This window comes from Roseicella aerolata (genome assembly GCF_020523605.1).
In the GTDB taxonomy this organism is placed as follows: Bacteria; Pseudomonadota; Alphaproteobacteria; order Acetobacterales; family Acetobacteraceae; genus Paracraurococcus; species Paracraurococcus aerolatus.
In genome coordinates, this window is record NZ_JAJAQI010000065.1 from 1 (window position 1) to 19,848 (window position 19,848).

Consider the following 19,848-nt stretch of genomic DNA (forward strand, 5'->3'; position numbering starts at 1 on the left):
CAGGACCGTCGGCACCCTCTGGGATACCATCGGCAGTCTCCTCGACCGCTTCAGTCCGAGCGAGTGCGCCGCCTACTTCCAACACTGCGGCTATGCACAGTCAGGGCAATAAAGGTCTAGGGCGGAGTGGCGTTCAGGCCTGAGCCCGACCGCCGGCGCCCGGCAGGGTCACGCCTCCGGGCGCTGCCGCCCCGCGCCGGCCCGCCTTGCCCGGCCCATCCCGTTCCGGCCGCGGACGCCGCGAAGAGGACAGATCGGGCCCCGCCGGCCGCTCATGCCGTATCGTCCAGGATCGGGATCCGGTCGCCGACGACGCGCCGGATGTCCTCGGCCGTGAGCTCGCCCTCGGCGGTGTCGAAGACCCGGCGGTCCAGCTCGCGGCCGGCCCGCGTCAGCAGGGTGACCTCCACGCCGTCGGACCGCTCGGCAAGACGGGCCACGACCTCCTCGCCGGCCGCTTCCTCGCGCGCCGTGTCGATGAAATCGGCCACCTCTTCGAACGCCGCCTCGTTTGCCTCCTCCAGCAGCGCCTCGATCTCATCCGCCAGCTGCGATGGCGAGCAGGGGGAGAGGATGACGGCATCGCCGATGAGCGTGGGATCGAGCGATGCATGCCAGCGCTCGAAGGCGTCGGAGAACTCTTCCTCCCCCGCCGCCCCGGTGGCGGGTGGCGCGGGCTCCTCCTGGGAGGGCGCGGTGCCGAAGGCGAGGGCGCCGACCAGCACCGCGATCCCGCCCTCCGCCTCGCCGGTGGCGGGCAGCGGCGGCAGGTCGGCCGGCGGCCGCCGGCCGGCGATGTCGAGCAGCACGCGCCGGATGGCCACGGGGGAGAGCGACAGGATCGCCTCGGCGGAGTGCCATCCCTCGGCGAAGATCACCTCGGCCTCCGCCGGGAAGAGGCCCGCGCCGGCCAGGCTGCCGGCCAGCCGCGCCGGATCGGGCGGGGCTCCGGTGGTCGCCACGGGCAGCAGCACAAGCTCGGCCAGGTCGAAGCCCGCCTGGCCCTCCACCGCCTCGGCCAGCTCCGTCAGGGCGAGCGCGAATTCCTCGACCGCTTCCTCCTCGTAGCGTTCGGCGAATTTCCGCAGGGCGGCCGAGAGCACGCCATCCCGACCGCCGGCGATGAACTCCTCGGCCAGATCGGCGAAGGTGTCGTCCTTCCCGTCCAGCCAGGCCCGGACCAGCCGGTCCGCCGGGGTGCCGCTGCCGGTGCCCTTCCCCTCGGCGCGGCGGTGCGATGGGTGCTGCGTGGTCTTGCGCGGCATGGCCGTGGCCTCCTGGGTGCGGCCCTCGGTAGGCGCCATGCCGGGCAGCCGCAAGCCGCCGTCGCGTCCTGCCCGTCCGCGCGGCGTCACGCCCCGGCCGAGGGTGCCGCCAGACGGCACGCTGCGCGGGTGCCCCGCTCATGGCCTCCCGCGATCCGTGCCGGCTTGTCCGGTCCCGGGATGCCCGCCCGGTAAGAGGGGGTCGGGCGGGCGCAGCCCGCCCTCCTCGTCATGCCGACCGGCGTAAGTCCTGACCTGCAGCCGCCGCAGGCGGCTGAGCGGCCGAACGGCCGGTGCCCATGGAAGATGCCGGAGGCGTCTTCCATGGGCACCAGGGGCGCCGCGCCAGGTGGCGCGTAGCCAAGCTGCAGAGCGGCGCCGGCGACCGAGGCCGCATAAATGCGTCAGCATTTATGCGGGTTGGTATTAGATCCCTTCCTGCGCCGCGCCCCGCGGCATCCGCGCGGCGGCGCGCAGCGCGCCGTCATGCTCCATCGCGCCGCGCAGCGCGACTCCCCAGACCACCAGCGCAGATCCGAGGAGGAAGGTCAGGAAGCCTCCAAATGCGGAGACCATGGTCAATGCTCCTTGCCGGCCGCGGCAGGGGCCGGCGCCCCATGCGCCGTCGCCGCGGCCTCTCGCTGCAACAGATGGGGTGTCACGCGCGCCGCGGCCCCGGCCCGGCGTCCATGCAGCCATGCAGCGCCAGCGGGGACGCCGCCCTTGTCAGCGCCCGTAGCCGAGCGCCTGGAGCCGGGCGATGGAGCGCTCGGCGGAGGTATGGTGGATGAAGATGCCGCCCTTCCGCTCCCAGCCCTCGGCGGCGGAGGCGCGGTCATCCACCAGCACATGACCGGGGCCGGACCAGCGCGGCTTGTCGCGGCTCATGCAGGTGATGATGGGCACATGCGCGCCCAGCATCCGCGCCACCCAGCGCTTCTTCTGGGCCGGCGCCCATGTGCCCAGCGGCAGGCCGGTCAGGATGGTCGGCCGCAGCGGCGCGCAGAAGGCCCAGAGCTCCTGCGCATCGTGCATGAACTCCAGCGTGTCGAAGAAGCGCGGGGCGCGGGAAAGCGCGGCCCACATGGATTTCAGTGGCAGCTCCTCCGGCCGCTTGCCGGTCACCACCTCCACGCCGCGGTCGAAATCCGCCAGCACGCCATCGAGGTCGAGGAAGAGCGGCCCGGGATGGGGCGGCTCGGCGGGGCTGTCCGGCATGCGCGGCCTGCCTTGCGGAATGGGTGCCCCTGGCCGGGCCGGCCGGGAGCGATCCCGGTCAACCCTCAGGCGGCGGCGCCGGTTGCCTCGGCCCGCCGCAGGATGAAGCCGCCGCCCAGCACCCGCTCGCCGTCATAGAGCACGCAGGCCTGGCCGGGCGCGGCGATCGCCGGTTCCTCCGGCGTCACGCGCAGCAGGCCGGCGGCGGCATCCCAGGCGATGGTCGCCGGGCGCGGCTCCTCCCGCGCCCGGAGCTTCACCTGGCAGCGCAGCGGGCCGCCCGGCGGGGCGATCAGCCAGTTCACCTCGCCGACCGTGACCACCGCCTGCGGCAGCGCGCGGCGCGGCCCGACCAGCACGCGGCGCGTCCCGGCATCGACGCCGGCGACATAGAGCGGCTCCTCGCCATCCCGCGACGCCTGGCCGAGGCCCCGGCCCTGCCCCACCGTGTAGCGCGCGATGCCCTGGTGCCGGCCGAGCACCCGGCCATCGAGATGCACGATCTCCCCCGGCTCCACCGCGTCCGGCCGGTGCTTCGCCACCACCTCGTGGTAGCGGCCCTGGGGGACGAAGCAGATGTCCTGGCTGTCCGGCTTCTCCGCGACCGGCAGGCCGAGCCGCGCCGCGACCGCGCGCACCGCGGCCTTGTCCGGATAGTCGCCGAGGGGGAACCGGCTGAAGGCGAGCTGCGCCGCGGTGGTGGCGAACAGGAAGTAGCTCTGGTCCCGCTGGGGATCGGCGGCGCGGTGCAGCTCGGCACCCTGCGGCCCCTCGACGCGGCGGACATAATGGCCGGTCGCCATCGCCTCGGCGCCGAGGTCCCGCGCCATGCCGACCAGGTCGTGGAACTTCACGGTCTGGTTGCAGCGCACGCAGGGGATCGGCGTCTCGCCGCGCGCATAGGCATCGGCGAAGTCCTGCACCACGGCGTCGCTGAAGCGGCTTTCCTTGTCCAGCACGTAGTGTGGGATGTCGAGCCGGTCGGCGACGCGGCGGGCGTCGTGGATGTCCTGCCCGGCGCAGCAGGCGCCCTTGCGGGCGGTCGCGGCGCCGTGGTCGTAGAGCTGGAGCGTGGCGCCGATCACCTCATGCCCCTGCTCGCGCAGCAGGCCGGCGACGACGCTGCTGTCCACGCCGCCCGACATCGCGACCAGGATCCTCATGGCCGTGCCATGCGGCGGGCGGCGAGGCTCCGCATCCTACCCATGCGCCTTCTCATAGGCGGCCATATGGCCCTCGGCGGCGTCCAGCCCCTGCTGCCAGAACCGCGCTTCCAGCCGCGCCGCCTCGGCGAAGGTGGCGCTCAGCGTGGCGAAGCGGGCCTGGCCGCCATGGCTCTCGCCCAGCGCGTCAATCCGCGCCGCGGCCGCCTTGGCCATGGCCTGGTAGCCGGGATCGGCATAGGTATCGATCCAGGACTGGTAGGGGTTGCCTTCCGCGCGCCGGTTCGGGTCGGCCAGGATGCGCAGCGCCACCTCCCCATAGCCGACCGTGCAGGGGGCGAGCGCCACTTCCAGGTCCAGGATGTCGCCCGCCAGGCCGCGGTCGATGACATAGCGGGTGTAGCTGACCGTCTCGGCGCTCTCCGGCGTCGCGCGCACCTCGGCCTCCGGGATGCCCCAGCTCTCGCAGTAGCGGAGATGCATGGTGGTCTCGGCGAGGATCGCCCGGATCGCCTCCGTCTTGTCCCGCATCGCCTCGATGCTCTCGGCCTTGAAGACCGCGAGCGCCTTGGCGCGGGCGAAATGGATCAGGAAGAGGTAGTCCTGGATCAGGTAGCGCCGGAAGGCTGGCAGCGGCAGCGTCCCGTCCGAGAGGCCATGGACGAAGGGATGCCAGGTATAGGCCTGCCAGTCCGCCGCGCAGGCATCGCGCAGGCGGCGATAGAGGCCGCCTTTCTTGCCGAAGCCCTCCGTCCAGCTCTCCATGTCAGCCGCCCGCGTTCCGGGTGCCGGCCGGCAGCTTCACCACCAGCCCGTCCAGCGCCTCGGTCATGATGATCTGGCAGCCGAGCCGGCTCGTCTCCTGCAGGTCGAAGGCGAGGTCGAGCATGTCCTCCTCGTCCTCGGTCGGGGCGGCGAGCTTCGTGAACCAGGACCCGTCCACGATGACATGGCAGGTGGAGCAGGCGAGCGAGCCCTCGCAGGCGCCCTCGATATCGACGCCGTGCTTGTGGGCGATCTCCAGGACCGAGAGGCCGAGCGGCGCGTCCACCTCGCGGCGCGTGCCGTCGCGCTCGATGAAGGTCATCCTGGGCATCGTGTTCTACCGCTCCGCTGAGGCCACCCGGCGCCAGGCCCCGGCAAGGATCGCCGCGGCCTGCTCCGCATCCGCGGGCGAGGTAAAGCGGCCGATCCCGATCCGCAAGGTCGCCCGGGCCTCCGCCTCGGGAATCCCGAGGGCGCGGAGGACATAGGAGGGCTCGACCTCGGCCGAGGAACAGGCGGAGCCGCTGGAGACGCAGACCTCCGGCGCCGCGCGCATCAGCGCCTGGGCATCCACCGGCCCCGGAAAGGTGATGTTGAGGTTGCCGGGCACCCGCTGCTCGCGGCTTCCGTTCACCCTGAGGCCCGGCACCGCCTTCTCCAGGGCATCGAGGAAGAGGTCGCGCTGCCCGGCGATCCGGCCGGCATCCAGCATGCCCTCGGTGGCGGCGATCCGCGCCGCCTCGCCCAGCCCCACCGCCAGCGGCGCCGCCAGGGTGCCGGAGCGGAGCCCCCTCTCCTGCCCGCCGCCGGAGAAGAGCGGGGCGAGGCGCACCCGGGGACGCCGGCGGACATAGAGCGCGCCGATGCCCTTCGGCCCATAGATCTTGTGGCCGGAGAGGGAGAGCAGGTCGGCCCGGATCTCCTCCACATCGAGCGGGATGCGCCCTGCCGCCTGCGCCGCGTCGGTGTGGAACAGCGCGCCGGCCTCCTTCGCCAGGGCGCCGATCGCGGCCAGGTCCTGCACCACGCCGATCTCGTTGTTCACCGCCATGACGGAGATGAGCAGCGTCCGGTCGTCCAGCGCGGCGCGCAGGGCGTCGAGGTCGGCGAGTCCGTCCGGCCGCACCGGCAGCACCACCGGCTCGAACCCCTCGGCGGCCAGGTCGCGGATGCTCTCCAGGACGCATTTGTGCTCGGTCGCCAGCGTCACGATCCGCCGCCGCCCGCTCTCCTGGCTGGCGGCGAAGCGGGCCGCGCCCTTGATGGCGAGGTTGTTGGATTCGGTGGCGCCGGAGGTGAGGATGATCTCCCTTGCCTCGGCGCCGATCATCTCCGCGATCTCGGCCCGCGCGGCCTCCACCGCCTCCTCCGCCGCCCGGCCCATGGCGTGCTCGACGCTGTGGGGGTTGGCGAAATTCTCCTCCCACCACGGCCGCATGGCGGCCAGCACGCGGGGGTCCACCGGCGTGGTGGCGTGGTTGTCCAGGTAGATCGGGCGGTTCGGGCGCATCGCTCTATGTTTGGCCCCTCAGGCCGCGCGTTGCGAGAGGCGCGCCTGCATGGCAGCCCAGGCGGAGAGGAAACGCTCGGCCGCGTCCTCCGGTGCATTCCAGGGCAGGGACATGCGGATGCCGCAGCCCGCGGCCTCGCCGAGCCCCATCGCCGCCAGGACCGGGCTGCGCCCCACCTTGCCCGAGGAGCAGGCGGCGCCGGCCGAGACGCGGATGCCGGCGAGGTCGAGGGCGATCACCTGCGTCTCCGCCGCGATGCCGGGCAGGATGATGCTGCTGGTATTCGGCAGCCGCGGCGCGCCGGCGCCCGCAATCACCGCCTCCGGCGCCAGCGCCGCGACCCCCGCCTCGATCCGGTCGCGCAGGGCGGCGAGGCGCGCGGCCGCGGCCGGCTCGGCCGCCATCGCCGCGGCGGCGAGGCCGGCGATCGCCGGCAGCGGCTCCGTCCCGCCGCGCCGGCCGCGCTCCTGCCCGCCGCCCGCGATCAGCGCGGGAAGCTCCAATCCCGGCCGCAGCAGCAGCGCCCCGGCGCCGGGCGGCCCGCCCAGCTTGTGGCCGGAGAGGGCGAGGCTGTCCGCCCCCGTCCCGGCCAGCGTCACCGGCACCCGGCCGGCCGCCTGCACCGCATCCACATGCAGCCACGCGCCATGGGCGCGGCAGAGCGCCGCCGCCGGCGTCAGCGGGTGCAGCACCCCGGTCTCGTTGTTCGCCGCCATCAGGCAGACCAGGGCCGGGCCGCCTTCCGCCAGCAGCGCCGCCAGGGCCTCGAGGTCGGCGGTGCCGTCCGGCCGGACCGGGATCACCCCGGCCCCGGGCGCCGCGGCCAGCACCGCCGGGTGTTCCGTGGCCCCGGCCAGCACCCGCCGCCCGCGCCCGAGGCCCTGCACGGCCAGCGCATTCGCCTCCGTCCCGCCGCCGGTGAAGACCACGTCCTGGACCCGCGCGCCGAAGCGGGTGGCGACCGCCTCCCGCGCCTCCTCCAGCCGCCGGCGCGCGGCCCGGCCCGCGGCATGGACCGAGGAGGGGTTCCCCCCCGCCTCCAGCGCCGCGATCACCGCCGCCTTCGCCTCCGGCCGCAGCGGCTCGGTCGCGTTGGCATCCATATAAAGGGTGTCCACCACCGCCCGGCGCTACTGCGCCGCCTCCGTCACCGCCGGCGGCGGCGCCGCCCGGTCATGCGGCACCGCCGCCCGGCCGACGATCCGGCCGGCCACCACATCGGCCAGCGTCACATGCGCGAGGAAAAGCCGGATCTGCTCGCCGAGTTCGGACCAGAGATCATGGGTCAGGCAGCGCTGGCCGGCCAGGCAGCCGGGCGAGCCCTGCTCGCAGCGGGTGGCGCGGATCGGCTCATCCACCGCCTCGACGATCTCGGCAATCGCGATGGCATCGGCCGGCCGGGCCAGCCGATAGCCGCCACCCGGGCCGCGGGCCGAGGCGACCAGGCCGGCGCGGCGGAGATTGCCAAAGAGCTGCTCCAGATAGGCGAGCGAGAGAAGCTGGGCCTGGGCGAGTTCGGCGAGGCTCACCGGCCGGCCACCCCGCGGATCGGCCGCGCAGCCTTGCTGCCTTGCGGCCAGTTCGACCATCGCCATGACGGCATATCGCCCGCGGGTGGAAAGTCGCATGGCATTGGCCCCTAATGGATGAGGTGCTGTATACAGACATACCGGCCAGACGCTTCAAACATGGGCCCCGTGCCTTGATTCCGTTATGAAAGTCCCACTTGCGTCTCTATAGTGGCGATGTCCCTGGGGTTCGGGAGACTGCCCCTGGGAGCCTGGACGATACCGGTACCGATGCCCTCGACACCGCCGCCCAGAGATCAGGCGACAGTGCGGGAGAGGCTAATTTACCCGACCACCCCAGTCAACCATTGGGGGCGCCGCGGTACCGTTCGGCTAGGAAGTTGATACGCCTGGGCTCCTCTCGGCATCGTGTGCCAACGCATGTTGGTGCCGAGGGGAGCCCGGGCGTTGTCAGCCAGGTCTTCCCCACCAAGCGCCTCGGCGCGCCTGGCCTGCCGGCGGGATGGCTCCTCATCTCTTCGGTATCTGGGACGTGCCTGGCACAACCGGAATTGGACCCAAGGGACGATGCCTGAGGTCATGTTCGCCGGCCCCGACGGCCGGCTTGAAGGGCGTTATCATCACTCCAAGCAGCCGAACGCGCCGGTGGCGTTGTTGCTGCACCCGCACCCGCTGCATGGCGGGACGATGAACAACCGGGTGATCCACGCCCTCTACCAACGTTTCCAGGCGCTGGGGTTCTCGACCCTTCGATTCAACTTCCGGGGGGTTGGCCGCAGCCAGGGCCGCTATGACGGCGGCATCGGCGAGATCTCGGATGCGGCCTCGGCCCTCGACTTCCTCCAGGCGGTGAACCCCAATGCCCACAGCCTCTGGGTCGCGGGCTATTCCTTCGGCGCCTATGTCGGCATGCAGCTGCTGATGCGGCGGCCGGAGATGGGCGGCTTCGTCTCCATCAGCGCGCCGGCCAGCCACTATGATTTCGGCTTCCTCGCCCCCTGCCCCTGCAACGGGCTGATCTTCCACGGCGATCAGGACGAGCTGGTGCCGGAAAGCTCGGTCCGGAAGCTGGTGGACAAGCTGAACACCCAGAAGGGCATCAGCATCGACTACCGCACCCTGTCCGGCGCCGGCCATGTCTTCACGCCGGAGGAGACGGAGAAGGTGGTGGACGCCGCCGAGGACCATGTCCTCGCCCGGCTGAACCGCAGCCGGATGGCGCTCGCCGCCGACTGACGGGCTTCGCGGCAGCGGCCGGAAGCGCGGCGGGACAACACCCCGCCACGCTCCCGGCGCATGCCGCCGGGGCATGCCCGCCCTGCGCCGCTTCGATCCGGTAGGCGCCTTCGCCGCAGGCGGCGCGACGACCCCATGCCCAGGAACTCCCGCGACCGCCGGCCGCGGGCGCATGCCAGTGACCGTCGATGGTGCTCCATCAACGCCCCCTCGGTCGCCGGGCGGCTTGCTCCGCAAACCCTGGCCGGGCCGCGCTGGCGGCGGCGCCCGTTCGGGCGCTCGGCATGCATGAAACGGTCATGCCGCTGTCATCAGGATGCGCGGGGCATCCGGGCCGGGCCCGGCCGGCAGGGCGCCACACGCGCCGGTGGCAGGATTGCCGGACGCCTCCACTCAAGACTTGCCATGGCATGTAATTTCCTCATCCTCCGCGGGGGCTTTTCGCCGCGGTAGGGGAACCACGCAGCCATGGACAGCAGCGGCACCACAGCCTGCGGCCGAACGCCGCCGGTGGCCCCGCCGCGTGCCGGAGCCTCGACACAGCCGGCCGGCCGCCCTCCGGCGCGCTTCCGCACCCATCTTCTCGGCCTCTCCCTCGGCACCGGCCTCCCCCTGGTCGCGCTCGCCATCGGCCTCGCTTGGTGGATCGCGGCTGATCAGCGCCGCACCGCCCTGCGCGACCTCTCCCGCGCCGCCGATGCGCTCCAGACCGAGCTCGACCGGGAGTTGCGCATCACCGCGACCGCGCTGGAGGCGCTCGCCACCTCCCCCACCCTCGACGCGGCGGTCGAGGGCGAGCCCGCTCCGCCCGCCGCCGCCGCCTTCTGGTCCCAGGCCCGGGCGCTGATCGCCCACCGCCCCGACGTGCTGCACAACATCGCGCTCTTCGATGCCCAGGGTCGGCACCGGATGAACACCCTGGTTCCGCCGGACCAGCCCCTGCCGGGCCTCGGCCTGGTACGCTTTCCCCTCCAGGGACCGCAGCCGATCGATCCCCTGGAGTTCTTCGGCGCCATCCTCCGGAGGCGGGAGACCTATGTCTCGCCGCTCTTCGTCGGGCCACTGGCGGGGCGGCCGGTCATCAGCATCGCCATGGCGGTCCGGCGCGGGGAGGCGGTGACCGCCCTGCTCGCCGCCAATATCCTGCCGGCGAGCCTCGGCGCCGTGCTGCGCGGCCAGCGCCTTCAGCCGCGCTGGGTGGCGACGCTCGTCGACAATCGCGGGCTGGTCATCGCCCGCACCCGGTGGGAGGACCAGGCCTTCGGCCGCCCCGCACCGGACTGGCTGGTGGAATTCCAGCGCGGCGGCGGGGCGGGGACGACCATCCGGACCACCGCCCCGGACGGCACGCCCACCTATGCCGCGCTCCGTCACATGCCGCAGGGCGACTGGGCGCTGGCGCTCAGCGTGCCGCGCGCGGCCGTGGACGGCCCGCTGCAGCTGGCGGTGGCGAGCGCCAGCGCCGGCGGCGCGCTGGCGGTGGCGCTCGCCGCCCTGCTGGCCCACCGGATCGGGGCGCGGCTGGGGCGGGAGGTGGAGGCCCTCGGCGCCGATGCCGCCCGGGTGGTGCGCGAGCAGCCGCTGGCGCCGCGCCCCCCGCCCCGGGTGCGGGAGGTGGCGGAGGTCCGCCAGGCCCTGGCCGCGGCCCATACGGCGCTGCGGGCACGGGCGGCGGCGAAGCGGGAGGCGGAGGAACACCTCGTGCTGCTGCTGCGGGAGGTGGACCACCGTGCCAAGAACGCCCTCGCCGTCGCCCTCTCCCTGATCCGCCTCTCGCCCAGGGATGTCCCGCCGGCGGAATTCGCCGCCGCGGCCGAGGGGCGCATCACCACCATGGCGCGCGCCCATGCCCTGCTGGCCCGCAGCGCCTGGACCGGGGCGGAGCTGCAGGCGCTGGTCGAGAGCGAGTTGCCGGTGCAGGCCGGCCAGGTGGGGCTGGCGGGGCCGCCGGCCCGGCTCTCGGCCGAGGCGGTGCAGCCCGTCGCCATGCTGCTGCATGAGCTGGCGACCAATGCCGCCAAGCATGGCGCCCTCTCCCTCCCCGGCGGGGAGGTGCAGATCACCTGGGAGTTCCTGCCCGGGGACCAGGCACTGCGGCTGGTCTGGGCCGAGCGCGGCGGACCGCCCCTGGCGGGCCCGCCGGCGCGGCGCAGCTTCGGCCTCCGGCTCATGACCCAGCTGGCGGAGCGGCAACTGGCCGGGCGGCTCTGCTTCGACTGGGCAGCGGCGGGGCTGCGCGCCACCCTCACCCTGCCCGCCGGCCGCGCCGCCCCGGAGGGCACCGCCCTGGCCCGGCCCGCGCAGAAGGCGCGCCCGCCGGCCGTCGCGCCGCGCCCGGCCTGGACCGGTCCGGATGCCCCACCGCCGCGTGTGCTGGTGGTGGAGGACGAGGCGCTGCTGGCGCTGGAGCTGGAGACCGGCCTGCGCGAACTGGGCTGCGAGGTGATCGGCCCTGCGCGCAACCTGGCGGAGGCCAGCCGGCTGGCCGCGTCGGAGCCGCGCCTCACCGCCGCGGTGCTGGATGTCAATCTGGGCGGCGGGGAGCTGGTCTTCCCGGTGGCCGACCTGCTCGCCGCGCGCGGCGTGCCCTATCTGCTGGCGACCGGCTATGGCAGCGCGGGCCCGCTGGAAGGGCGCGATGCCAAGGCGGCGGCGGTGCTGCGCAAGCCCTATCAGCGGGCCGCGCTGGCCGCGGCGCTGGCGCAGGCCCTGCCGGGAGATGCGAGCGGGACCTCCCCATGACCGGTGGTCATCACAGTTCAGCGCGAGAGGGGCGCGGCGTCCCGATGCCCGGCAAGGCGGGGCCCGCCGCACCGGTCCGCCCATGGCCCGCAGCCGCAGTTCGGGCCTTGCTGCGCATTGTCCGGCACATCAGTCCCGGCCTCCATGGGTCATGCCGAGCGGCACAATACCGACGGCCGTTGATGGTGACCCATCAACGGCCCCTCCATCGCCGGGCGGTTTGCTCCGCAAAGCTTGGCTACGCCGCACAGGCGGCGGCGCCCGTCCGGGCACTCGGCAGGAATGGGACATTCATTCCGCTGGTATAAGTCCCGACCTGCAGCCGCCATCGGCGGCTGCGGCCGCATGAATGTCGGCCTTGTTGCGGGACGGCATCAGACATCCGCACGCCACCGGGCGAGTGCCCCCGCATCCCAGTCCAGCCCGATCCCCCCGCGCTCCGGCACCAGCGCCATGCCGTCCTTGACCTCGAGCGGTGTCCTCAGCAGCGGCCCGGCCACGTCCAGGTGTTCCAGCCAATGCGCGGTCGGCGTCGCCGGCAGCAATTGCGCGCTGGCCTCGACGAAGATGTGGGAGGACATGGGCACGCGCTTCGCCGCGGCGATCGCCGCCGCCTGCTGCCAGCCCGTCACGCCGCCGATCTTCATCGCATCCGGCATGCAGAGATCGACCGCCCCGGCCTCCAGCGCGCGCGCCATGCCCTTCGGCCCCCACCAATTCTCCCCGCCCTGCACCGGCACGCGCAGCGCCTGGCGCAGCGCGGCGAGACCGGCATCGTCATCGACCGGCAGCGGCTCCTCCAGCCAGCGGATATCGAGCGTCTGCAGGGCCAGGCCGCGCCGCTCCGCCTCCGGCCGGGTCAGGCCCTGGTTGTAGTCCACCAGGATCTCCACCCCGTCCCCGACCGCGCCGCGCACGGCGCGCACCGTGTCCAGGTCGTCCTCCAGCCGCGCCTGGCCAAGCTTGAACTTCACCGCCCGGGCGCCGAGCGCGGCGACGGCCTGGCCCGCCTCCTCCGCCAGCATCGCCGCGCCCCAGCCGCGGAGCGAGGCATAGACCGGCAGCGGCCGGGGCTCGGAGCCCAGCAGCCGGCAGAGCGGCTGGCCCGCCGCCCGGCCCAGCGCATCCCACATCGCCATGTCGAGACAGGAGAGGGCGATCTGCACCAGCCCCTCCGTCCCCAGGATGCGATAGGCGTTGTGCAGTTCCGCCCAGAGCGTCGCCGGCGCCAGCGCCCGCCCGGCGAGGCTCGCGCCGATGTTGCGCACCAGGGCCGCCGTCGGGCCGAGGGCGGCTGGCGTATAGGGGAAGACATAGGCATTGCCCGCCACCCCCTCCCGCGTCCGCACCTCCGCGATCACCAGCGGCGCGCGCGGGATGACGTTGAGGCTGTTGCGCAGCGGCGGGTCGAGCGGCGCGTCCACCGCGCGGACGGCGACCTCCTGGATCGTCAGGGTCATGGGCGTTCCTCCGTTCCGGCGGATGGTGCCCGGGGCCGCGGGGCCGCGGCAACCGCCCACCCACCCGCGGCGTCAGGCCCGTACCACGCAGGAGGACGCCATGGCCCAGCAGCCCCGCAACCGGGAGCCGGACGAGCCCACGCATGACCCGAGCGATCCCGGCTACCGCGACCCGGGCGATGCGGTGCCGGAGGGCATCCCCGGCCCCGGCAGCGATGTCGGTGACGATGCCCGCGGCAGCGAGGCCCGCCCGGACCGCGACCCCGGCGATTCCGTGCCGGAGGGCGTCGCCCCGGCCGAGCCGGCGCCGCTGACCGAGGAGGACAAGCAGGTGAAGCGGCAGTTGGAGGAACTGCCGAAGCGCGGCGGGTGACGGCGCCGGCCGGTCAGCCCAGCCGCACGAACATCGCCTCATGCTTGTTGTGCGCGCCGTGGAAGACCATGGCGCCGGGGATGGCGGCGAATTCCGCCGTCACGGCGTGGTCCGTCTCGCCCTGGAACTTGATGGTGCAGCAGACATGCTTCGCCCGGTCGGCTTCCATCCAGCGCCGCACCAGCGCCAGCAGCCGGGCCGGGTAGCAGATGATGTCGCTGAACAGCCAATCGACCGGCGGATGGTCCCGCGGCTCAAGGCCGAAGGCGCTCTCCTGCCGCGTGGCCACGCCCGGCATGGCGGCGACGGCCGGATCGAGCGGCGCCTTGTCCACAGCCGTCACCCGGGCGCCAAGCCTCGCCAGCGCCCAGGTCCAGCCGCCGGGGGAGGCGCCGAGGTCGAGGCAGGTCTCACCGGGTTGCGGCCAGCGGCCGGCGCGGGTCAGCGCCTCCCACAGTTTCAGATAGGCGCGGCTGGGCGGGCCTTCCCGGTCCTCGACGAAGCGGACCTCCCCGTTCACGAAGGGGCTGGTCTTGGTCGGGCTGGCCAGCAGCCGGTCCGGCGCCAGCAGCGTCCAGGCGCCGAGATGGCCGGTCGGCGCCGGGTCGGGGAAGGCGAGCGGCCTGGCCTTCACCGGCGGCAGCCTGTCCTCGATCAGCGCCGCGCGGCGGTGGTGGCCGGCGGCATAGAGCGCCCAGTTGCGCTGGATGGCGCGCAGCGCATCGGCGGCCGCCTTCACCGAGGGCGCCGGCATCTCCCGCGGTTCGGTCCAGACCTCCAGCGCCCAGACCATGGGCGCCGGCGGCTCGGGCGAGAGGGCAAGGCGGCCATGCCAGGCGGTCACGCTCCGGCCGGCCAGGCGCAGTTCCTCGGCCAGGTCGCGCTCGAAGCCCTCGGCCGCCAGATAGGCCGCGCCAATGGCCGGTGGCGTCACCGCCGGACCACCGCGGAGGCCGCCAGCAGCCCCCAGGCGACCATCAGCGTGACGCCGCCGAGCGGCGCCACCGGGCCGAGCGAGACGCCGCCGAGCGCGCTGGCATAGACCGCGCCGCAGAAGAGCAGCAGGCCGAGCGCGAAGGCGCCCGCCGCGACATGCGGCAGGGTCCCGCCCCGCCGCTCCGCCCAGAGCGCGGCGCCGACCAGGGCGAGGGCGTGCCAGCCCTGCATGCGGATGCCGTTGTCGAGCGCCATCAGCGCGCGCGCATCCAGCCGCGCCGGCGCGGCATGCGCCGCCCAGGCCGAGAGGGCGACGGCGCCGAGACCGAAGAGCGCGCCAAGGGTGAGCCAGAGCCTGTGCATGGCGCCGGGCTTAGAGCAGATCGCCGCCGAGTGGAAACGCCCGGAGGCGTGAATCCGCTCTGTCAAACGATGTCCTGGCCCGGCATCGCCTCCCTGGCCAGGCCCGCACGGCGCGCCTCATTCGCCGCCAGGTGCGCCTGGCGCGTCGGCTCCGGCAGGCGGTAGCCGGTGCCGCAGCGCTTCACCCAGGCGACGGCGCTCGCCAGCGACATGCGGTGGCCGAGCGAGATCCAGAGCGGATTGGACCGCCGCTTCGTCCGGAGCACCGTCCCGAGCCGCTCGCCACGCCAGACCAGCGGCTGCTCCGCCCCCGGCTCCTCGCCCACCGGCCCTTCCGGCCGCCCGACCAGGGGCGACTTGGCGACCCCGATGGTGGGGATGTCCAGCACCACGCCGAGATGCGTGGCGATGCCGAAGCTGCGCGGATGCGCGATGCCATGGCCGTCCACCATCACCAGGTCGGGCCTGGTCGCCAGCCTCTCCCAGGCCGCGAGCAGCGCCGGCACCTCGCGGAAGCCGAGATAGCCCGGAACATAGGGCAGGGTCGCCCGCGCCTCGGCCGTGGCCCGCGCCACGACCCGGAGCCCGGGCCATTCCAGCACCACCACGGCGGCATAGACCCGCCCTTCCGGGTCGAAGCGGCTGTTGCTGATATCGACCCCGCCCAGCCATCGCACCGGCGGGTGGGCATCCTCCCGCACCACCCGGGCGGCGAGCGCGAGCTGCGCCGCCTTCGCCGTGGCGAGGTCGGGCGGGGCCAGCCATTCGGGCGGGATGTCGCGGGCGGGTGGCGTGATGCCGGGCAGGTCCATGCCGGTGTTCCGATGCGCAGCCGTCCAACCCCGCCCCCCGGGCGCGGTTCCGGAGGTACCGCCGCCCGGCGGGCCGGGGGGACCGGTCCCGGAGGGCCCCGGGGGCAATCCGGCGGAGGCCGCCTGGCGGGCGCGCCCCAGCCGCCCGGCATCGCCGGGACCATCGAGGCCGAGGACGGGGAGGAGGCGACGACCGGCAGGCGCTGGGCGCTGGCGGCCGCCAGGGGGGAGTAGGGCGCGGCGGCGGAGCGTCGCCGATCTTCCGCTGCGCATGGCACAGAGAGCCGTCGAGCCAGATCGGCGAGGTGAGGCGCAGGTCCGGCGCCACCGCCCCGGGCATGATCCTGGCGCAGGCGGTGCCGGCGCGCCGGGCCTGCGCAACCAGGCCGCCACCGCCCCGGTCCGCGCCAGCCGCGATCAGCCCCGGCCGAACCAGCGCTTCAGCCGCGCCACCAGCCCCTCGGACCGGCCGGCGATCTTCTGGTGCGAGACATGCGGGCGGCGGGAGGGCGGCGGCAGGGCGCTCGCCACGGTATGCCGGCCGGCATCCCGCGCCGCGATCAGCCGCGCTTCCAGGCCAAGGACCTGCGCCACCGCCTCCGGCGGGTTGGAAAGGCTCAGCGCCTCCGTGGTCGCGGCGGCATCGGGCCAGGCCTCCGCCCGGCGCAGCGCGTCGATCACCCGCACCGTCTGCTCGGGGTCGAGCGGCGGGCCGCCGCGCCACAGCGCCACCGCGTCCAGCCGCCACATCCGCGCCAGGTCGTCCCGGTTCAGGTCATCCGCCACCCAGGCGGCATGCAGCGTGGCCTCGGCCGCGGCATGCAGCGCGCCCGTCTCCTCCAGCACATGGGCCCAGGCAAGGAAGCGGCGGGCCAGCGGCGGATAGGAGGATTCCGCGAGCAGCGCGCGGAAGGGCGCGGCGGCGACGGCCTGGGCCGCGGCCGGATGGGCCTTGGTGATGTTCGGCGCGGCATAGCCGCAGGAGGGGCATTGCTGCAGCCAGCGCGCCATGGTGGAGCGCACCGGCTCCCCCGGTCGCAGATCGAGGTCCGGCGCCTGCTCCGGCGGGCTGGGCCGGAAGGGCGGCTGCCGGCTGCCCGTGCCGCAGACGGCGCAGCGCGGCAGGGCTTCGGCCGCGGGCGGTTTGGGCGGGGCTGGGGAGGGTGCCGGCATCCCTGCAAAAGTAGGCATGCTTGCCGGAAAGGCGAAGGGGGGTCCGCGCCCCGCGTCAGGCGATTCCCCGGCATGCGTGTTTCCGATGACGCCGGTGTTGCTCCCCGGGCCCTGCCTGGGGATAGTGCGGCCATGCCGCGCGGCGACCTGTTCCCTGATATCGCACCCTACGAAACCGGATTGCTGCCCCTCTCGGGCGGGCATGTCATGTACTGGGAGCAGGTGGGCAACCCCCGCGGCCAGCCGGTGCTGTTCCTGCATGGCGGCCCCGGCGCCGGGGCCGGCGCCGTGCACCGGCGCTTCTTCGACCCCGGGCACTGGCGGGTGGTGATCTTCGACCAGCGCGGCGCCGGCCGGTCCCGCCCGCTCGGCGAGCTCCGGGACAACACCACCCCGCACCTGGTCGCGGATATCGAGGCGCTGCGCCGGTCGCTGGGGATCGAGCGCTGGCTGCTCTTCGGCGGGAGCTGGGGCTCGACCCTCGCGCTGGCCTATGCCCAGGCGCATCCGGAACGCGTGACGGGCTGCGTGCTGCGCGGCGTCTTCCTGGGCCGCCAGGCGGAGGTGGAGTGGTTCCTGACCGGGCTGAAGCGCGTCTTCCCCGATGCCTGGGCCGCCTTTGTCGAGCACCTGCCGCCGGAGGAGCGCGGCGACATCCTGGGCGCCTATCTCCGCCGGCTCTGCGACCCCGACCCGCTGGTCCACCTGCCGGCGGCCCGGGCCTGGAGCCAGTATGAGGGCAATTGCTCCACCCTGCTGCCGAGTCCCGACACCGTGGCGAGCTTCGCACAGGACCGCACCGCGCTCGGCCTTGCGCGGATCGAGGCGCATTACTTCGCGCACGACCTGTTCCTGCCGAAGGATGGGCTGCTGGCCCATATGGGCCGCATCGCCCATATCCCGGCCGAGGTGGTGCAGGGCCGCTACGACATGGTCTGCCCCGCCGAAACCGCCTTCGATCTGGTGGCGGCATGGCCACGGGCGCGGCTGACCGTGGTGCCGGATGCCGGGCATTCGGCGCTGGAGCCGGGGGTGCGAACCGCACTGGTGGGCGCGGTGGAGCGCTTCCGCCGGCGGGGCTGATCCCGCGGCACGCCGGACGGGCGGCCTGCGGGACAGGATGAAATTTCCGGAGGGGCGACGCGCCACCTGCAGCGTCGCCAGGCGCCGGGCCGGTAATGCGTTGCCGGATGGGGCTGCCTGCGGGCGGGTGCCCGCAGGCGGGGCAGCATCAAATTCCCGACTTCTTCCCCTGCGTCTCCAGCCGGATGTAGGTCTGCACCACATCGGGCAGGTTCTGGCCGGCCCATTCGGCCATCGCGATCTCCTCCTGTAGCGATTCCTGCAGGAGTTGTACACCCTGCTGGTCGCCGGCCTGCTGCGCCATTTCGATGAGCGCCTTGTAGGAGGCGATCTCGTAATGCTCGAAGGCGTAGTTCGCGAAGCTGTTCTTCAGCACCTCGTCCTGCATCGGGGCATGCGCCATGGCGGCCATGTTGCCCATGAAGCTGGTCGCGAAGTCCTTCAGCGTGCTCTCGCTGGTGCCATGGGCCTGCAGGATCTGCTCCAGCCGCTTGGATTGCCGGCGGGTTTCCTCAATATGCTGCTGCAGGCGCTGGCGCATGGCCGGATAGTTCTCGATCCGCTCGACCTGGCGGGAGAGAAGCTGGTCGGCCTGGGCCTCGAGCGCATGGGCGTTGCGCAGGCCCGTGATGTAGATGTCCTGGATGGAACTGGCCACTGAGTCGCCTCCTGTTCGTGTGGGGCGCCAACGGGGGCGGGGCAGGACGGGTTGCTTTCGGCAGCGGACGGGATCGGCGGCTTCAAGCCGGGAGGCAGGTGTGTTATGATGTTTTTGGGTCTCCGTAGCTCAGCAGGATAGAGCACCAGATTCCTAATCTGGGGGCCGTGGGTTCGAATCCCGCCGGGGACACCATTCCTTCCTACAAACTCGCTCTCCGCCTGATCGGACCGCGCGCTGAACCGCAGGTTTGGCCTGGGGTCGCGCTGTGACCTGGGGAGTGCGGTGACGTAACGAATTCGGAATTTTCTCTCTGAAGGGCGCTTTCTCTCCGGACCTGGGGACTTGGCGGATTTAGTCCCCAGGTTTGGACCGAGGAAAACTGCGGCTTTCCGAGCGGCAACTCGAGCAACGGTTGGAAAGCGACTTGCCTACCAGGCGAGGCTGGCGACGAACTTCGGAACCATCAGTGCCAGCGAGGAGTCCTCGTTGCCCGAGTGAGCAGGTCGTGCGAATCTGTCCCGATCATAGAGAGCGTGTTTGACCGATGGCGGGTCTGGGTGAGCTGAAAACGACAGAGGGTCCCGAGACCAGCCTCGTCTACGAATTCCATAACGTCCGGCCGATTGAGCTGTTGGATTTCACCAACAGCCTCCTGGCGGTCGGCGAGCAGTACAAGTCCTTCATCCGCCGCCAGGGCGGTCCCTGGGCCGAAGACGACTACCGGCTCTACGTGAAGGAAGTCCGCTCAGGCAGCATCATCGCCGAGCTGGTGAGCATGGCTACCCAGGGGCAGATGATTGCCCCCTTCGCGCCCTTCATTGTCCAGTTCACTCAGCAGCTCGGCGAGTGGTTCGAGTTCCTCAAGGGGGTCAAGGACGCCAAGGACGTCAAGGAGCTGTTCCTGGGCGCCACCAAGAAGGACTTCCAGCAGGTCTCCCAGATCATCGAGCCGGTGGCCAAGGACGGCGGCTCCCAGATCAACCTGATCGCCAAGCAGGGCGGCACCATCATCTTCAACGCGCCCTTGAACTCGATTGAGGCCAACGCCGTGCAGAACGGCCTCCGGCGCCGGATCGAGGCGATTCCCGAGACCATCTCTGTGACCTGCGCCCCTGAACTGGATCCGGGTTTGATGGAAGAGTTGGCCTCCTGAGGGAGGTCGGGATGGCAGGGAAGCGTTTGAAGCCGGAACAGATCATTGGGGTGCTGCGGCAGGCCGAGGTGGAGCTGGCGCAGGGCCGGACGGTGGGCGAGATCTGCCGCGGGTTGGGGGTATCGGAGGCGAGCTTCTACCGCTGGCGGACCGAGTACGGCGGCCTCAAGGTCGACCAGGTCCGGCGCATGAAGGAACTGGAGCGAGAGAATGCACGGCTGAAGCGGGCCGTGGCCGAGCTCACGCTCGACAAGCAGATCCTACGAGAGGCCGCCGAGGGAAAATACTAGGCCCCGAGCGTCGCCGGGCCTGTGTCCGTCATGTGCAGGCTACGCTCGGCGTCTCCGAACGCCGGGCGTGCTGCACCCTCGGTCAGCCGCGCTCGACGCAGCGTCGTGCACGCCG

20 protein-coding genes, 1 tRNA gene and 1 pseudogene are annotated in these 19,848 nt (G+C 72.9%); 7 read left to right on the forward strand and 15 right to left on the reverse strand.

The features are described from left to right. Positions 1–272 precede the first annotated feature (272 nt). From LHA35_RS25540 to LHA35_RS25580, 9 genes are all read right to left on the reverse strand, one after another. A complete protein-coding gene (locus tag LHA35_RS25540) occupies positions 273–1,304 on the reverse strand; it encodes a hypothetical protein (protein WP_226613781.1) in 1,032 nt (343 codons plus the stop codon). A gap of 387 nt (positions 1,305–1,691) precedes the next feature. Further along, entirely contained in the window at positions 1,692–1,841 is a 150-nt protein-coding gene (locus LHA35_RS25545) for a hypothetical protein (protein ID WP_226613783.1), read from the reverse strand. 150 nt (positions 1,842–1,991) lie between these two features. Continuing rightward, positions 1,992–2,483: a hypothetical protein gene (locus LHA35_RS25550; protein ID WP_226613784.1), complete on the reverse strand. Its 492-nt coding sequence runs from the start codon at positions 2,481–2,483 to the stop codon at positions 1,992–1,994. Between the two features lie 65 nt (positions 2,484–2,548). Then, on the reverse strand, positions 2,549–3,646 hold the full coding sequence (mnmA, locus tag LHA35_RS25555) for a tRNA 2-thiouridine(34) synthase MnmA (RefSeq protein WP_226613786.1): 1,098 nt from the start codon (positions 3,644–3,646) through the stop codon (positions 2,549–2,551). A gap of 36 nt (positions 3,647–3,682) precedes the next feature. After that, positions 3,683–4,411, reverse strand: coding sequence for a thiaminase II (gene tenA / locus LHA35_RS25560; RefSeq protein ID WP_226613788.1), 729 nt, complete (start codon positions 4,409–4,411; stop codon positions 3,683–3,685). Position 4,412: 1 nt separating this feature from the next. Continuing rightward, entirely contained in the window at positions 4,413–4,742 is a 330-nt protein-coding gene (locus LHA35_RS25565; protein ID WP_226613790.1) for a ferredoxin family 2Fe-2S iron-sulfur cluster binding protein, read from the reverse strand. 6 nt (positions 4,743–4,748) lie between these two features. Next, positions 4,749–5,921 (reverse strand): cysteine desulfurase family protein, encoded by a 1,173-nt coding sequence (locus LHA35_RS25570; RefSeq protein ID WP_226613792.1) that lies wholly within the window; start codon positions 5,919–5,921, stop codon positions 4,749–4,751. Between the two features lie 18 nt (positions 5,922–5,939). Continuing rightward, positions 5,940–7,025, reverse strand: coding sequence for a cysteine desulfurase family protein (locus LHA35_RS25575; protein WP_226613809.1), 1,086 nt, complete (start codon positions 7,023–7,025; stop codon positions 5,940–5,942). A 27-nt stretch (positions 7,026–7,052) separates the two neighbouring features. Beyond that, positions 7,053–7,550 (reverse strand): Rrf2 family transcriptional regulator, encoded by a 498-nt coding sequence (locus tag LHA35_RS25580; RefSeq protein WP_226613793.1) that lies wholly within the window; start codon positions 7,548–7,550, stop codon positions 7,053–7,055. A 468-nt stretch (positions 7,551–8,018) separates the two neighbouring features. Between LHA35_RS25580 and LHA35_RS25585 the strand changes: the two genes are divergently transcribed. Next, complete coding sequence (locus LHA35_RS25585) at positions 8,019–8,687, forward strand: alpha/beta hydrolase (RefSeq protein ID WP_226613795.1); 669 nt, start codon at positions 8,019–8,021, stop codon at positions 8,685–8,687. A 468-nt stretch (positions 8,688–9,155) separates the two neighbouring features. Next, positions 9,156–11,429 carry an HWE histidine kinase domain-containing protein gene (locus tag LHA35_RS25590; RefSeq protein ID WP_226613797.1) on the forward strand — a complete coding sequence of 758 codons (2,274 nt, stop codon included), beginning with the start codon at positions 9,156–9,158 and terminating at the stop codon, positions 11,427–11,429. 374 nt (positions 11,430–11,803) lie between these two features. Here LHA35_RS25590 and LHA35_RS25595 read toward each other — a convergent pair whose 3' ends face one another. After that, positions 11,804–12,889 carry an enolase C-terminal domain-like protein gene (locus LHA35_RS25595; RefSeq protein WP_226613798.1) on the reverse strand — a complete coding sequence of 362 codons (1,086 nt, stop codon included), beginning with the start codon at positions 12,887–12,889 and terminating at the stop codon, positions 11,804–11,806. A gap of 100 nt (positions 12,890–12,989) precedes the next feature. On the opposite strand from LHA35_RS25595, the gene LHA35_RS25600 reads away from it, so the two are divergent. Next, positions 12,990–13,262, forward strand: coding sequence for a hypothetical protein (locus LHA35_RS25600; protein ID WP_226613800.1), 273 nt, complete (start codon positions 12,990–12,992; stop codon positions 13,260–13,262). Positions 13,263–13,275: 13 nt separating this feature from the next. Here LHA35_RS25600 and LHA35_RS25605 read toward each other — a convergent pair whose 3' ends face one another. From LHA35_RS25605 to LHA35_RS25620, 4 genes are all read right to left on the reverse strand, one after another. Next, entirely contained in the window at positions 13,276–14,196 is a 921-nt protein-coding gene (locus tag LHA35_RS25605) for an SAM-dependent methyltransferase (RefSeq protein WP_226613802.1), read from the reverse strand. After that, positions 14,193–14,561 carry a DUF423 domain-containing protein gene (locus LHA35_RS25610; RefSeq protein WP_226613803.1) on the reverse strand — a complete coding sequence of 123 codons (369 nt, stop codon included), beginning with the start codon at positions 14,559–14,561 and terminating at the stop codon, positions 14,193–14,195. The genes LHA35_RS25605 and LHA35_RS25610 overlap by 4 nt, the downstream gene beginning before the upstream one ends. Before the next feature lie 62 nt (positions 14,562–14,623). Continuing rightward, entirely contained in the window at positions 14,624–15,373 is a 750-nt protein-coding gene (gene nfi, locus LHA35_RS25615) for a deoxyribonuclease V (RefSeq protein WP_226613804.1), read from the reverse strand. Between the two features lie 417 nt (positions 15,374–15,790). Next, on the reverse strand, positions 15,791–16,546 hold the full coding sequence (locus LHA35_RS25620; protein WP_226613805.1) for a hypothetical protein: 756 nt from the start codon (positions 16,544–16,546) through the stop codon (positions 15,791–15,793). A gap of 132 nt (positions 16,547–16,678) precedes the next feature. Here LHA35_RS25620 and pip point away from each other — a divergent pair, with 132 nt between their 5' ends. Beyond that, entirely contained in the window at positions 16,679–17,629 is a 951-nt protein-coding gene (gene pip, locus LHA35_RS25625) for a prolyl aminopeptidase (protein ID WP_226613806.1), read from the forward strand. A 148-nt stretch (positions 17,630–17,777) separates the two neighbouring features. On the opposite strand, the gene LHA35_RS25630 is transcribed toward pip, so the two are convergent. Continuing rightward, a complete protein-coding gene (locus tag LHA35_RS25630) occupies positions 17,778–18,287 on the reverse strand; it encodes a ferritin-like domain-containing protein (protein WP_226613807.1) in 510 nt (169 codons plus the stop codon). Between the two features lie 118 nt (positions 18,288–18,405). Here LHA35_RS25630 and LHA35_RS25635 point away from each other — a divergent pair. The 3 genes and pseudogenes from LHA35_RS25635 to LHA35_RS25645 all read left to right on the forward strand — a co-directional run. Next, positions 18,406–18,482, forward strand: a tRNA-Arg gene (locus LHA35_RS25635). Between the two features lie 352 nt (positions 18,483–18,834). Next, entirely contained in the window at positions 18,835–19,443 is a 609-nt protein-coding gene (locus LHA35_RS25640) for a hypothetical protein (RefSeq protein ID WP_226613808.1), read from the forward strand. Positions 19,444–19,454: 11 nt separating this feature from the next. Next, positions 19,455–19,848: pseudogene (locus LHA35_RS25645) on the forward strand (transposase); the annotation flags it as partial.

Coding starts and splice junctions, on each gene's coding strand:
- LHA35_RS25540 (WP_226613781.1), bottom strand. CDS start 1,304: ATGGCGCCTACCGAGGGCCGCACCCAGGAGGCCACGGCCATGCCGCGC.
- LHA35_RS25545 (WP_226613783.1), bottom strand. CDS start 1,841: ATGGTCTCCGCATTTGGAGGCTTCCTGACCTTCCTCCTCGGATCTGCG.
- LHA35_RS25550 (WP_226613784.1), bottom strand. CDS start 2,483: ATGCCGGACAGCCCCGCCGAGCCGCCCCATCCCGGGCCGCTCTTCCTC.
- mnmA (WP_226613786.1), bottom strand. CDS start 3,646: ATGAGGATCCTGGTCGCGATGTCGGGCGGCGTGGACAGCAGCGTCGTC.
- tenA (WP_226613788.1), bottom strand. CDS start 4,411: ATGGAGAGCTGGACGGAGGGCTTCGGCAAGAAAGGCGGCCTCTATCGC.
- LHA35_RS25565 (WP_226613790.1), bottom strand. CDS start 4,742: ATGCCCAGGATGACCTTCATCGAGCGCGACGGCACGCGCCGCGAGGTG.
- LHA35_RS25570 (WP_226613792.1), bottom strand. CDS start 5,921: ATGCGCCCGAACCGCCCGATCTACCTGGACAACCACGCCACCACGCCG.
- LHA35_RS25575 (WP_226613809.1), bottom strand. CDS start 7,025: ATGGATGCCAACGCGACCGAGCCGCTGCGGCCGGAGGCGAAGGCGGCG.
- LHA35_RS25580 (WP_226613793.1), bottom strand. CDS start 7,550: ATGCGACTTTCCACCCGCGGGCGATATGCCGTCATGGCGATGGTCGAA.
- LHA35_RS25585 (WP_226613795.1), top strand. CDS start 8,019: ATGCCTGAGGTCATGTTCGCCGGCCCCGACGGCCGGCTTGAAGGGCGT.
- LHA35_RS25590 (WP_226613797.1), top strand. CDS start 9,156: ATGGACAGCAGCGGCACCACAGCCTGCGGCCGAACGCCGCCGGTGGCC.
- LHA35_RS25595 (WP_226613798.1), bottom strand. CDS start 12,889: ATGACCCTGACGATCCAGGAGGTCGCCGTCCGCGCGGTGGACGCGCCG.
- LHA35_RS25600 (WP_226613800.1), top strand. CDS start 12,990: ATGGCCCAGCAGCCCCGCAACCGGGAGCCGGACGAGCCCACGCATGAC.
- LHA35_RS25610 (WP_226613803.1), bottom strand. CDS start 14,561: ATGCACAGGCTCTGGCTCACCCTTGGCGCGCTCTTCGGTCTCGGCGCC.
- nfi (WP_226613804.1), bottom strand. CDS start 15,373: ATGGACCTGCCCGGCATCACGCCACCCGCCCGCGACATCCCGCCCGAA.
- LHA35_RS25620 (WP_226613805.1), bottom strand. CDS start 16,546: ATGCCGGCACCCTCCCCAGCCCCGCCCAAACCGCCCGCGGCCGAAGCC.
- pip (WP_226613806.1), top strand. CDS start 16,679: ATGCCGCGCGGCGACCTGTTCCCTGATATCGCACCCTACGAAACCGGA.
- LHA35_RS25640 (WP_226613808.1), top strand. CDS start 18,835: ATGGCGGGTCTGGGTGAGCTGAAAACGACAGAGGGTCCCGAGACCAGC.